This window comes from Streptococcus symci (assembly GCF_006385165.1).
Lineage (GTDB): Bacteria > Bacillota > Bacilli > Lactobacillales > Streptococcaceae > Streptococcus > Streptococcus symci.
Genome location: NZ_VFJA01000004.1, coordinates 1 through 12396 on the forward strand (window position 1 = coordinate 1; position 12396 = coordinate 12396).

Sequence of the window (12396 nt, forward strand, 5' to 3'; positions counted from 1 at the left end):
TTTGAAACTTTTTTAACTTTTTTCATCAAGTGCTTCAACCACAATACACCATAGTCCGTACGGGATTCGAACCCGTGTTACCGCCGTGAAAAGGCGGTGTCTTAACCCCTTGACCAACGGACCTGAGCTGTTATTTTCAACTCTTACTATTATACCGACTTTTCCTCCTTTGTCAACTACTTTTTTTATCTTTTTTTAATTAATTTTACAACTGCTTCCGTTCGAGCGGTGTGCGGGAACATATCGACCGACTGGATATAATGGATATCATAGACTTCTACTAACCTTACCAAATCACGAGCCAAGGTCGAAACATTGCAAGAAATATAGACCATTTTTTCTGGTACATAGGTAAGAATAGTATCTAATAACTTATCATCCAGACCTGTACGTGGTGGATCCACAATCAGAGCATCTGCTCGGTAACCTTCCTTATACCAGCGAGGAATAATCTCTTCTGCCGTTCCAGCTTCATAATGAGTATTGTCAAATCCCATTCTTTTAGCATTTCGCTTGGCATCTTCAATAGCTTCTGGAATAATATCCATACCTCTGAGTGTTTTTACTTTCTTTGCAAAGGCAAAACCAATCGTTCCAACTCCACAATAAGCGTCAATCAAATGGTCTTCTTTATTAACATCCAAGGCTTTTACCGCCTCGTTATAAAGAACTTCTGTTTGTTCAGGATTTAGTTGATAAAAAGCTCGAGGAGATAGTGAAAATTCATAATCGAGTACACCTTCTTGAATACTCTCTTGTCCCCAGATAATCTCTGTCTTTTCACCATAAATTTCACTGGTTTTAGCTGTATTTGTATTCACAGCTACTGTCACAACTTCTGGAAAATCTTTAACTAAGTCTTTCACTAGTTGGGTTAAATTAAGCTGACGATTTGTAACAATAATAATCTGAACCTGTCTAGTCTTTCTTGCTCGTCGGACCATTATAGTTCTAACACCTAGAACTTTTCTCTCATCCGTGATTGGAATCTGGTGATAAGTAAGTAATTCTGCTAGACGATTAGCAATCACTTGGGTTTCCTTGTCTTGTACCAGGCAGTCTTTCAACTCTACTAAATAGTGAGAGTTTTGTGCATATAAGCCCGCCTTGACCTGATTTTTAAATTTTCGAGTCTGAAATTGTAACTTGGCACGGTAGTACTTTGGTTCCTGCATTCCAATAGTTGGACGGATTTCATAGTTTTCATATCCTGCAGGAGCAAATTTTTTCAGTGCTTGATGAAGTAAGTCCGTCTTGAACTCTAGCTGCTTATCATAATGCAGATGCATGATTTGGCAGCCTCCGCATTCATTGTAAATAGTACAAGCTGGTACAACTCGAAATTTAGACTTCTTGTTAACTTTTAATAATTTTGCTTCAACAAAGTTGCGTTTAATAGAAGTAATCTGACAATAGATATCTTCTCCTTTTAAAGCTCCAGGTACAAAAACTAATGTTTTTTGGTAAAAACCGATTCCTTCACCATTAATTCCCATGCGCTTGATTTTTAATGGTATTTTTTGTTTCACTTTCAGATTCATACCCCTATCTTATCACATTTTGAGTTATAATAGAACTATGAAAATCACAAAACTTGAAAAGAAAAAAAGACTCTATCTGATGGAGCTTGATAATGGCGACAAATGCTACATTACTGAAGATACAATTGTTCGTTTTATGTTATCAAGAGATAAGGTGATAAGCCAAGAAGAATTGAAAGAGATTCAGGACTTTGCCAAATTTTCTTACGGTAAGAATCTAGCCCTCTACCACCTATCCTTTAAAGCACGTACTGAAAAAGAGGTCAGAGAATATCTGAAAAAATACGATATTGATGAAGACATAGCTTCCCAAGTCATTGCTAATCTTAAAGAAGATAATTGGATTAATGATGGCCATTACGCTTATGCTATCATCAATGCTAATCAACTTTCAGGAGACAAGGGACCTTATGTACTGACTCAGAAACTAGTACAAAAGGGGATTTCAAAATCTACTATAGAGGAGACCTTGAAAGAATTTGATTTTTCGGAAGTTGCTCAACGTGTAGCTAATAAACTATTGAAAAAATATGAAGGAAAACTTCCAGCTCGTGCCTTACAAGATAAGATTATCCAAAATCTGACCAACAAGGGTTTTTCCTATTCTGATGCTAAAAGTGCCTTTGACGAATTGGATAGTCAAGTTGACCAAGAAACGACTCAGGAACTCATCTTCAAGGAACTCGATAAGCAATATGCCAAGTATTCCCGAAAATATGAAGGATACGAACTTAAACAGCGTTTAACCCAAGTTTTAACACGAAAGGGCTACGATTTTTCGGATATAGCAAGCGCTCTCAGAGAATATCTTTAATATTTTCATGTAAAATTCACAGATTTTAGGTAATTTTATGGTACAATAGTAAACGATAAACTTATAAATTGTAGAAAGTTGGTTAGTTATGAAACTTCCAAAAGAAGGCGACTTTATTACAATTCAAAGTTATAAGCATGATGGGAGTCTCCACCGAACTTGGCGGGACACCATGGTACTAAAAACAACAGAAAACGCCATTATTGGTGTCAACGATCATACACTGGTTACCGAAAGTGATGGTCGTCGTTGGGTCACTCGAGAACCGGCTATTGTTTACTTTCACAAGAAATATTGGTTTAATATCATTGCCATGATTCGTGATAATGGAATTTCCTACTATTGCAATATGGCTAGCCCCTACTATCTGGATGAAGAAGCACTGAAGTATATTGATTACGATTTGGATGTTAAAATTTTTACAGATGGGGAAAAACGTCTCTTGGACGTTGAGGAGTATGAGCGTCACAAACGCAAAATGAATTATTCTGATGACTTGGACTATATTTTAAAAGAACATGTCAAAATTCTTGTTGATTGGATTAACAATGGACGAGGTCCTTTCTCAGAAGCCTATGTAAACATTTGGTACAAGCGCTATGTAGAACTAAAGAATCGGTAAAGTTGTCAAACTAGGGTGAAAGCCCTGGTTTTTTATTTGAAAAACCCAGCTTTTCAGCTGGATTGGTCTCTATATATCTAATTTTGTAACTGTAAATTTGATATGGGAATAGTCTTTTTCAACATCCTTATCCAGCAAGAAAGCCGTTGCGTCCTTCTTAACCTGAACCAGGTCAATGTTCTGCGCCTGAGCTGCATAGACGCATCCACAATAACATTGACGGTAGATGTCATACTCTTCACACATCTCTACTGAACGTTTGTATCCTTGATTTTTCTTGAAATCACTTGGAAGATAGTGAGTAGTATAAATCTTTTGCACATCGATTCCGATGCTGTTAATGGTTTGAGAGTTCTTATGAGGACTGATGGTCAAGGCTGAGCCAAAGTAGTCAAAGCCCAAATCCATAGCCACTTGTGCTGTCTTATCCAGGCGGTAGTCAAAGCAAACCTTGCAACGGTCGCCACCTTCTGGCTCTTCTTCCAGTCCTCTGACTAACTTACGATATTCATTTGGTTCGTAGGGAGCTTCTAGATACTGGACCGTATTTCCTGTCCGCTCATTGAAATCACTGACAAACTTTTTAGTCACATAGGCACGCTTATGGTATTCTGCCTTGGGATGGATATTAGAATTGGCAAAATAGATAGTCACATCTGCATACTTGGTCAAATATTCGAGGGTATAGGTACTGCAAGGGGCACAGCAAACATGCATGAGAATGGTTGGCCGTTGCTCATTTTTCTCCCATACTTGTACCATCTTCTGCATAACACGGTCATAATTAATTTTCTGATTGGGGTTCATCTTGCTCAGAATTTCTTCTACATCGATCATGTTCTTCTCCTTTTTCTAGTCTTATTTTATCATATAAGTTAGGAGAGCTCAAATCAATTTAGAAGTGAATATCATAAAAAGGAGGGTTAGTCATTCCCTCCTTTTGTGTTTTTTATAAGTTGTTTTCTATAGAAAGCTTACATCATGCCGCCCATCATGCTTGGATCCATTGTTGGAGCTGGGGCCACTGGTTCTGGTTTATTGGCTACGACTGCTTCTGTAGTCAAAATCAAGCTGGCTACAGATGCTGCATTTTGTAAAGCTGAACGACTCACTTTAACTGGGTCGATGATTCCCTCTTCAATCATGTTGACCCATTCGCCAGTTGCTGCATTGAAGCCTGTACCAAGCTCGGCATTTTTCAAACGATCGATAACGATAGAGCCTTCAAATCCTGCATTGTGGGCGATCTGACGAACAGGTTCTTCCAAAGCACGGAGAACAATATTGCGTCCTGTTGCTTCATCTCCTGTCAATTCCAAATCAGCTACGGCAGGGATAACATTTACAAGGGCTGTTCCACCACCAGCAACAATTCCTTCTTCCACGGCTGCACGAGTAGCGTTGAGGGCATCTTCAATGCGGAGTTTCATTTCTTTCAACTCAGTCTCAGTTGCAGCTCCTACCTTAATAACCGCTACACCACCTGACAATTTGGCCAAGCGTTCTTGCAATTTTTCACGATCAAATTCAGATGTTGTAGTTTCGATTTGAGACTTGATAACCGCAACACGGTGAGAAATCGCTTCAGGATTTCCAGCACCTTCTACGATAACAGTGCTATCTTTGTCCACAGTTACTCTCACTGCTTGACCAAGTGCTTCAATTGTCGCATCTTTCAACTCAAGACCTAGATCTTCTGTGATAACTGTTCCACCTGTTAAGATGGCGATATCTTCAAGCATTGCTTTACGACGGTCACCAAAACCAGGTGCCTTGACTGCTACCACGTTGAAGGTCCCACGAATCTTATTCAAAACAAGTGTAGGCAATGCTTCACCATCCACATCATCCGCAATAATCAAGAGTGGACGACTGCTTTGGAGAATACTTTCTAGGAGCGGCAAGATTTCTTGGATATTTGAGATCTTCTTATCAGTAATCAAAATGTATGGATTTTCAAGGTCAGCCACCATTTTTTCGCTATCTGTCACCATGTACTGTGAAAGGTAACCACGGTCGAACTGCATTCCTTCAACAACTTCCAGTTCTGTTTCCATACCACGTGACTCTTCGATAGTGATGACACCATCTTTTCCAACCTTTTCCATGGCTTCAGAGATGTACTCACCGACTTTTTCAGAACGAGAAGAGACAGCAGCAACCTGAGCGATGGCTTCTTTGTTGGCAACAGGGATAGCGTTGTTTTTCAAGGCTTCTACTGCTGCAGCAACTGCTGTTTCAATACCGCGACGAATGCCGATTGGATTTGCGCCTGCTGTGACGTTTTTGATTCCTTCGCGGACTATCGCTTGGGTCAAAACAGTTGCAGTTGTAGTCCCGTCACCTGCGATATCATTGGTTTTTGAAGCTACTTCTGATACCAATTTGGCACCCATATTTTCAAAATGGTCTTCCAATTCGATTTCTTTGGCAATGGTCACACCATCATTGGTAATCAAGGGTGAACCAAATGATTTTTCAAGAACGACATTACGACCTTTTGGTCCCAAGGTTACTTTAACAGTGTCTGCAAGGATATCGACACCACGAACCATAGCTGAACGGGCATCTGATGAAAATTTAATTTCTTTTGACATACTTACTTTCTCCTTCTATTCTTCAATGATTGCCAAGATGTTAGCTTCGCCAACGATGATGTACTTTTCATCGCCATCTTTAACATCAAGACCTGCATGGGCTTCAACTAAGACACGATCTCCAGCTTTAACACTTGGAGCAACCAAGTCACCGTTCAAGGTACGAACACCTTGTCCAGTAGCCACAACTTGGGCTGTTTTGGTTTTTTCTTGGGCTGAGCCTGCAAGGACAAAGCCACCAACAGTTTGTTCTTTTTCTTCGATTTTTAAGACCACACGGTCTCCTAATGGTTTCAACATCTGCTTTCCTCCATAATGAGATAGATATCATTAGCACTCTTTGTATTCGAGTGCTAATTCATAGTTCTATTGTATCACTTGGTCAAAAATAGTCAAGAAAAAAGTCTGACTTTCTCAAGATAAAAAGCCTGAGACCAACTCAGACTTTTTAATGTTTAAAATGGCAATTCTTCCTCTTCCAAGACCAAATCCGCCAAATCTTGGCCTGCATTATTTTCACGCATGGCACGTTGGGCGCGACTTTCCAAGAGTTGGAATCCTGTGACAAGTACTTCGGTCACGTAGTTCATTTGACTATTTTTCTCAAAACGACGGGTACGAAGTTCTCCATCCACAGAGATAAGACTACCTTTAGTTGCGTAGCTGGCCAAGCTTTCTGCTAGTCTGCCCCAAAGAACCATATTGACAAAGTCAGCTTCACGCTCCCCATTTTGGTCTTTGTAACGACGGTTCACAGCGATAGTTGCTCGCGCTACTGACTTGTCATTGTTGGTTTTGTGCAATTCTGGTGTAGACGTTAAACGTCCGATTAAGATAACTTTATTATACATATTTTTTCCTCCTACTTATCTATTCGTAGGAAATCAAAAAAAGTTACAGAAATTTGTAACTTTTCGAGAAAATTTTTTATTTTTTATGAACCATGAAACCTGTTGCCTGTTGATTTGCCATAATGGTCATATCTGTAATCTGCACACGGCGAGGTTGATTGGTCACATAGATAACTGTATCAGCGATATCTTGTGCCTGCAAGGCTTCGATTCCTTGGTAAACGGACGCAGCTCGTTCTTTATCACCGTGAAAACGTACCATCGAAAAATCTGTTTCGACAATTCCAGGCTGAATGGTGGTCACCTTGATATCCGTTGCGATGGTATCAATTCGCAGACCATCTGAAAAGGTCTTAACCGCTGCCTTGGTAGCTGAATAAACAGCGGCACCAGCATAGGCGTAGATTCCTGCGGTTGACCCCATGTTGATGATATGTCCTTGATTGGCCTTTACCATTGCTGGCAAGAAACAGCGAGTGACTGCCATCAAACCTTTGACATTTGTATCCAGCATGGTCAACATATCCAGCTCTTCATAGTCCTGATAAGGTGCTAAACCTAGAGCCAGACCGGCGTTATTAACCAAGATGTCAATCTTCCCTATCGTTTCTAGAATATTGGAGCAAACAGTCTTCACCATGGTCATATTCGTCACATCTAGTGGAAAGATCCAGACAGTTTGATTTGGGAAGGCTTCTGCAAACTCCGACTTAAGAGCTTCTAACCTGTCTGTCCGTCGTCCGGTTAGAACGACATTCTCACCCTGCTCCAGATAAGCACGCGCAATCGCTTCACCGATTCCTGATGTCGCCCCTGTAATCACAACATTTTTTGCCATCTTATTTCCTTCTATCTGGTCTATCAGATATTAACAACTTCTTAGGCAGTCCAATGTTTAGCTGGATCAAATGGAGTTCCAACAACTTGGTCTTCTGATAATTCAATAATACCTCGTTTTTGCGGAGCATTTGGCAGATGCAATTCACGAGGGCTACACATCATGCCAAAACTCTTTTCACCACGAAGTTCACCTGGGAAAATAAGATTGCCTTTGGGCATCATAGCTCCTGGAAGAGCTACAATGGTTTTCAATCCAACACGCGCATTAGGAGCCCCTGCAACGATTTGCACTGTCTTGTCACTTGCGACTGCTACTTGACAGATATTGAGGTGGTCACTATCTGGATGGGCTACCATCTCGACAATTTCACCAACAACAAACTTAGGTTCCTTATCATTAACAATTTCTTCTTTAAAACCTTCCGCCTGCAATTCTTGGTTCAAACGAGCTACTTGCTCATCTGATAAAAAGACTTGACCGCGCTCTGCAATTTCAAACAAACTTGAAACTTCGAAAATATTCCATGCCACTGTTTCCCCATTATCTTTGAGGAAAACACGAGCTACCTTGCCTTTGCGCTCCACATCTAGTTTGGCATCTCCGCTATTTTTCACGATGACCATAAGGACATCACCGACATGTTCTTTATTATATGTAAAAATCATTGTTTCCTTTTTCTCCTACTTCAGTCCTGCTAAAAAGTCGTTAATTTGTTGCTTGCTTTTACGGTCGCGATTGACAAAACGACCGATTTCCTTGTCCTTTTCTAGAACAACAAGGCTAGGGATTCCGTAAACATCCCAGAGTTTAGCCAAATCCATATACTGGTCTCGGTCCACTCGAATAAAGGTGAACTCTGGATTGGTCTCCTCAATTTCTGGCAAGGCAGGATAGATATAACGACAATCGCCACACCAGTCCGCCACAAAAAGAAAGACTTTCTTGCCATCCTTTTCAACTAAAGATGCCAATTCTTCTAAACTTGCTGGCTGTATCATAAGACTTCCTCCTCATAGACTAGGTCTTCATTTTCATAGATAAAGGTATAATGACGGCCATCCTCAAAAATGACACCACCGACTAGTCGTTCTAGACTACTTTCATAAACTTGAACATAGAGAGTCGCAATTTCCCCCATATCTGAAAAATGGTCTCGCACAATCGCTGTCAACTCTTCCTGAGTCTTCATGAGCTTACGATCATCTGCAACTTTTTTCGTAGCAAGGGCAAGGCTCCCAATACCAAGCAGAGCCAGACCTGCCATCCACATTTTTTTAGCTTTCATACCATTCATTTTAACACAAAAAAGGCTTTAGGACAAATGAGGAAGCAGCAGAAAAGCAAGTAAAAAGCCTCTTCCTTTAAGGAAAAGGACTTCTTATACTCAATGAAAATCAAAGAGCAAACTAGGAAGCTAGCCGCAGGTTGCTCAAAGCACTGCTTTGAGGTTGTGGATAAAGCTGACGTGGTTTGAAGAGATCTTCGAAGAGTATTATTCTTATTGCCAGGCACCTGAGTTGCCAACGTAGTAACCATCAGGTGTGTAGGTATTGCGAAGCATCTTACCTGATGAAGCCAGATAATACCACTTACCATTGTCTTTGACCCAATCATTCGCAATCATGGCACCAGAAGAACTTACATAATACCATTCTCCCTTGTCATAAACCCAAGTGCTTGCTTTCATGGCTCCTGAATTTGATAAATAGTACCACTTGCCTTGATCGTAAAGCCAGTCACTCGCAATCATGGCTCCTGATGATTTAAAGGCATACCAGTTGCTACCTTGATAAAGCCAAGTTTGATTGAACATGACTCCTTTATCATTCATAAAGTACCAAGTTCCCTTGTCATAAACCCAATCCTTCTGCACTAATTGACCTTGTTGTTGATAGTACCAGTTTTGGTTTGATTTTAGCCAGCTTTCTGCTTTTACAATCGGATAAAGTTCTTTGAAAGATCCTCCATCATATTTGTGACTGATAGATTTTAGTTTTTCAAGTTTCAACTCACTATTGTCATAGTCTACCCAAGCATATACTTTTTGACCATTGACAGTCTCTGGTAAGGTAGCAGTGTAGGTCTTGGTTTGATAGTCCCATTTAGCATCGAGGTAAGTGTATTGATTATTTGATTCTTCAATACGGTAGTAGCCTCTCTTTCCACTATCATTATGAATATCATCCACAACTTTCGTTGACCAGGTCTTTACTTCATTTCCGCTCTTGGCTTCTACCTTGATATCTCCTCTATAGCCATATGGAACGTAGAAATTCAGGTAACGCCCCTCTACGCCCATCATAGACTTGTCCTTTTCTTGACCTAGGAAATTGACAGTTTGATCTTGACCATCGAGACTAACCGTCCACTCGATTTTCTCGGTTTTTGGCAAATCCAAGACTTTGATATCCACTTCATGACCATTGTTAAACCGAAGAATCTTGCCATCTTGGTACTGTACTCCACACTTAACAACCCATTCTTCTTTAAGCTCAAATGCCTGCCCTGAATGTGGAAAAGCCAGTAAAGCTAGACCAGCTAGAGACAAACCAAATAATGTGATTTTTTTCATTGTAGTTCCTCCTTAGTTGTTATTATGTTAATTATATCACTATGTTTTTATTTTGCAACTCATATCCTAAATATGCAAGCAAAAAACCTCTGAGATTGTTCTCAAAGGTTATAATCTAGCTAATTGCTGTTCTCAACTGCTGCAGTGACAAAGGCTGTGTAGAGTTCTTCTGGGCGGTTTGGACGACTTGACAGTTCAGGGTGATACTGACAAGCTACAAAGAATTTATTTTCTGGAATTTCCACGATTTCGACCAAACGATTATCTGGAGAAACTCCTGAGAAGACAAAGCCTGCTGCCTCAAACTGCTCACGGAAGGCGTTGTTAAACTCATAGCGGTGACGGTGACGGCGTTGCACCACTTCTTGATTGTGGTAAGCAGCTGCTGCCTTAGAGCCACGTTTCAACTTAGATGGGTAAAGTCCCAAGCGAAGGGTTCCCCCCATATCCTCAACGTCAATCTGATCACGCATGATATCAATGATAGGGTATTTTGTTTCTGGTGCAAGTTCTGCAGAATTGGCACCTTCAAGACCCAAAACGTGACGAGCAAACTCGATACAAGTCAACTGCATTCCCAAGCAGACACCCAACATAGGAACATCATTCTCACGCGCATAGCGGATGGCTTGAATTTTCCCTTCTGTGCCACGTTGGCCAAAACCTCCTGGTACGATGATGCCGTCAGCATCAAACAAAAGCTCTGCCACATTCTCTGCTGTCACATCATTGGCATTTATCCAATTGATTTTAACTTCCGCGTCGTTGGCATAACCAGAGTGTTTCAAGGCTTCAACCACTGAGATGTAGGCATCTTGCAACTCCACATACTTACCGACAAGGGAAATTTTAACTTGTTTCTTGAGATTCATGACCTTGTCCACCATAGCTGACCATTCTGTCATATCCGCTACTGGTGCGTCTAATTTCAAATGGTCACAGACAATTTGGTCCATACCTTGCGCCTGCAAGTTCAATGGAATTTGGTAAAGGTGTTCAACGTCCAACGATTCGATAACAGCTTCTGGTGCTACATCACAGAACTGGGCCAGTTTGTTTTTAATTCCTTGACCAGCTGGTTGTTCTGTACGAATAACCAACATATTTGGTTGAATTCCCAATCCACGCAATTCTTTGACAGAGTGTTGAGTTGGTTTGGTTTTCATTTCACCAGCAGCCTTGAGGTAAGGAAGTAAGGTTGTATGGATGTACATAACATTATCCGCACCCACATCTGCCTTCATCTGACGAAGGGCCTCTAGGAATGGCAAGGACTCAATATCTCCTACTGTTCCACCAACTTCTGTGATAATGACATCAGAGTCGGTCGTTAGAGCGGCACGCTTGATTTTCTCTTTCAAAGCATCTGTGATATGAGGAATAACCTGAACAGTTGCCCCAAGGTATTCTCCACGGCGTTCCTTACGAAGAACTTCACTGTAAATTTTACCAGTTGTCACGTTGGAATATTTGTTAAGATTGATATCGATGAAACGTTCATAGTGACCCAAGTCCAAATCTGTCTCAGCTCCATCATCTGTCACAAAAACTTCCCCGTGCTGGTAAGGACTCATAGTTCCCGGATCAATATTGATATAAGGGTCAAACTTTTGAATGGTTACTTTGAGACCACGATTTTTCAAGAGACGGCCCAGACTCGCTGCTACAATCCCTTTCCCAATAGACGATACCACACCACCAGTTACAAAAATATATTTCGTAGACATAGATTCCTCTTTCTAAAATGCTCAAGGCCTTGCTGACTACGAGGGGACATAGAAAACAAGACCCTACTAATAAGAATAATCTGGAACGACTGCACCAGATTCACAACTAAAATACAAGAAGATAACTTCTTGAAAAAACAAAAATAGCTCCCTAAGAACTAGGGAGCCCCGACCTCTAAAAGAGGTGCCCGAACAATATGATACCTAAAAATAGGATAATTGTCAATAGCTAACTTTTACTCCTCGATGTTTTCAGTATCATCATCTGAAAACTCGTCGTCTTCTTCGTTGAGATCCACGTCTTCACCCAAGTCATCTGGGGCGATTTCGTTGATTTCTGCATCGTAAGCTTCCACTTCATTTTTCTCATCATCTGGATTTTCATCATCGTATGAAAGTGCTGGATCAGCTTCGTATGCATCTTCATCTTCTGGATCATCTGCATTGTAGTCAATAGCATCTGAATCGCCATCCATGAAGGCATTGACGCGTTTTTTCTTAGCTTTTGGTGCTACTTCATCGTCGTCATTTTCTTCAAGAGCAATGATTTCTTCGTCGATTTCGTCCACACCATACCATGAACGAAGACCCCATTTGTTGTCTCCAAGTGAGATGAAGCTACCGTCAAAGTTCAACTCTGTGTAGAACAAAGGCAAGGCTTCACGGATATCGCTGTTTGATGTTCCAAGGTAGTTTTGAATTTCGTTTACAAGATCGCTAAAATGCATCTCATGATCGCGACCACGAAGTTCCAAGATAGCACGCGCTACCTCAATCATAGATAGTTCACTTTTTTCTTGCCCAGCAAATACTTCTAATTCCAAAGCGTTT

Annotated in this window: 14 protein-coding genes and 1 tRNA gene; 2 read left to right on the forward strand and 13 right to left on the reverse strand. The window is 40.8% G+C overall.

Annotation, left to right across the window (positions count from 1 at the left end; genetic code table 11):
• Window positions 1-51: 51 nt before the first annotated feature.
• Window positions 52-123, reverse strand: a tRNA-Glu gene (locus tag FJN11_RS08210).
• Window positions 124-185: 62 nt separating this feature from the next.
• Window positions 186-1541 (reverse strand): 23S rRNA (uracil(1939)-C(5))-methyltransferase RlmD, encoded by a 1356-nt coding sequence (gene rlmD, locus FJN11_RS08215; RefSeq protein WP_042750245.1) that lies wholly within the window; start codon window positions 1539-1541, stop codon window positions 186-188.
• A gap of 37 nt (window positions 1542-1578) precedes the next feature.
• Between rlmD and recX the strand changes: the two genes are divergently transcribed.
• Window positions 1579-2355: a recombination regulator RecX gene (recX, locus tag FJN11_RS08220; RefSeq protein ID WP_042750243.1), complete on the forward strand. Its 777-nt coding sequence runs from the start codon at window positions 1579-1581 to the stop codon at window positions 2353-2355.
• A gap of 88 nt (window positions 2356-2443) precedes the next feature.
• Window positions 2444-2977 carry a nucleoside tri-diphosphate phosphatase gene (gene ntdP / locus FJN11_RS08225; RefSeq protein ID WP_000775316.1) on the forward strand — a complete coding sequence of 178 codons (534 nt, stop codon included), beginning with the start codon at window positions 2444-2446 and terminating at the stop codon, window positions 2975-2977.
• Window positions 2978-3046: 69 nt separating this feature from the next.
• On the opposite strand, the gene FJN11_RS08230 is transcribed toward ntdP, so the two are convergent.
• From FJN11_RS08230 to rpoE, 11 genes are all read right to left on the reverse strand, one after another.
• Entirely contained in the window at window positions 3047-3814 is a 768-nt protein-coding gene (locus FJN11_RS08230) for an epoxyqueuosine reductase QueH (RefSeq protein WP_000567567.1), read from the reverse strand.
• A gap of 137 nt (window positions 3815-3951) precedes the next feature.
• A complete protein-coding gene (gene groL, locus FJN11_RS08235; protein WP_140224428.1) occupies window positions 3952-5574 on the reverse strand; it encodes a chaperonin GroEL in 1623 nt (540 codons plus the stop codon).
• 15 nt (window positions 5575-5589) lie between these two features.
• On the reverse strand, window positions 5590-5874 hold the full coding sequence (groES, locus tag FJN11_RS08240) for a co-chaperone GroES (RefSeq protein WP_000917323.1): 285 nt from the start codon (window positions 5872-5874) through the stop codon (window positions 5590-5592).
• Between the two features lie 155 nt (window positions 5875-6029).
• Window positions 6030-6425, reverse strand: coding sequence for a single-stranded DNA-binding protein (locus FJN11_RS08245; RefSeq protein ID WP_070479688.1), 396 nt, complete (start codon window positions 6423-6425; stop codon window positions 6030-6032).
• Window positions 6426-6501: 76 nt separating this feature from the next.
• On the reverse strand, window positions 6502-7263 hold the full coding sequence (locus tag FJN11_RS08250; RefSeq protein WP_140224429.1) for an SDR family NAD(P)-dependent oxidoreductase: 762 nt from the start codon (window positions 7261-7263) through the stop codon (window positions 6502-6504).
• A gap of 41 nt (window positions 7264-7304) precedes the next feature.
• A complete protein-coding gene (ytpR, locus tag FJN11_RS08255; protein WP_140224430.1) occupies window positions 7305-7931 on the reverse strand; it encodes a YtpR family tRNA-binding protein in 627 nt (208 codons plus the stop codon).
• A 15-nt stretch (window positions 7932-7946) separates the two neighbouring features.
• Entirely contained in the window at window positions 7947-8264 is a 318-nt protein-coding gene (locus tag FJN11_RS08260) for a thioredoxin family protein (protein WP_000615777.1), read from the reverse strand.
• Window positions 8261-8560: a DUF4651 domain-containing protein gene (locus FJN11_RS08265; protein WP_140224431.1), complete on the reverse strand. Its 300-nt coding sequence runs from the start codon at window positions 8558-8560 to the stop codon at window positions 8261-8263. The genes FJN11_RS08260 and FJN11_RS08265 overlap by 4 nt, the downstream gene beginning before the upstream one ends.
• Before the next feature lie 204 nt (window positions 8561-8764).
• Window positions 8765-9838: an N-acetylmuramoyl-L-alanine amidase family protein gene (locus FJN11_RS08275; RefSeq protein WP_181146406.1), complete on the reverse strand. Its 1074-nt coding sequence runs from the start codon at window positions 9836-9838 to the stop codon at window positions 8765-8767.
• A 119-nt stretch (window positions 9839-9957) separates the two neighbouring features.
• Window positions 9958-11565: a CTP synthase gene (locus FJN11_RS08280; protein ID WP_140224432.1), complete on the reverse strand. Its 1608-nt coding sequence runs from the start codon at window positions 11563-11565 to the stop codon at window positions 9958-9960.
• Window positions 11566-11801: 236 nt separating this feature from the next.
• Complete coding sequence (gene rpoE, locus FJN11_RS08285; protein WP_000418409.1) at window positions 11802-12389, reverse strand: DNA-directed RNA polymerase subunit delta; 588 nt, start codon at window positions 12387-12389, stop codon at window positions 11802-11804.
• Window positions 12390-12396: the final 7 nt, after the last annotated feature.

Bases quoted from the DNA above. Each gene is read 5' to 3' on its own strand.
- FJN11_RS08265 (WP_140224431.1), bottom strand. From the start codon at position 8,560: ATGAATGGTATGAAAGCTAAAAAAATGTGGATGGCAGGTCTGGCTCTG.
- groL (WP_140224428.1), bottom strand. From the start codon at position 5,574: ATGTCAAAAGAAATTAAATTTTCATCAGATGCCCGTTCAGCTATGGTT.
- FJN11_RS08260 (WP_000615777.1), bottom strand. From the start codon at position 8,264: ATGATACAGCCAGCAAGTTTAGAAGAATTGGCATCTTTAGTTGAAAAG.
- FJN11_RS08245 (WP_070479688.1), bottom strand. From the start codon at position 6,425: ATGTATAATAAAGTTATCTTAATCGGACGTTTAACGTCTACACCAGAA.
- ytpR (WP_140224430.1), bottom strand. From the start codon at position 7,931: ATGATTTTTACATATAATAAAGAACATGTCGGTGATGTCCTTATGGTC.
- FJN11_RS08275 (WP_181146406.1), bottom strand. From the start codon at position 9,838: ATGAAAAAAATCACATTATTTGGTTTGTCTCTAGCTGGTCTAGCTTTA.
- ntdP (WP_000775316.1), top strand. From the start codon at position 2,444: ATGAAACTTCCAAAAGAAGGCGACTTTATTACAATTCAAAGTTATAAG.
- FJN11_RS08280 (WP_140224432.1), bottom strand. From the start codon at position 11,565: ATGTCTACGAAATATATTTTTGTAACTGGTGGTGTGGTATCGTCTATT.
- groES (WP_000917323.1), bottom strand. From the start codon at position 5,874: ATGTTGAAACCATTAGGAGACCGTGTGGTCTTAAAAATCGAAGAAAAA.
- FJN11_RS08250 (WP_140224429.1), bottom strand. From the start codon at position 7,263: ATGGCAAAAAATGTTGTGATTACAGGGGCGACATCAGGAATCGGTGAA.
- FJN11_RS08230 (WP_000567567.1), bottom strand. From the start codon at position 3,814: ATGATCGATGTAGAAGAAATTCTGAGCAAGATGAACCCCAATCAGAAA.
- recX (WP_042750243.1), top strand. From the start codon at position 1,579: ATGAAAATCACAAAACTTGAAAAGAAAAAAAGACTCTATCTGATGGAG.
- rlmD (WP_042750245.1), bottom strand. From the start codon at position 1,541: ATGAATCTGAAAGTGAAACAAAAAATACCATTAAAAATCAAGCGCATG.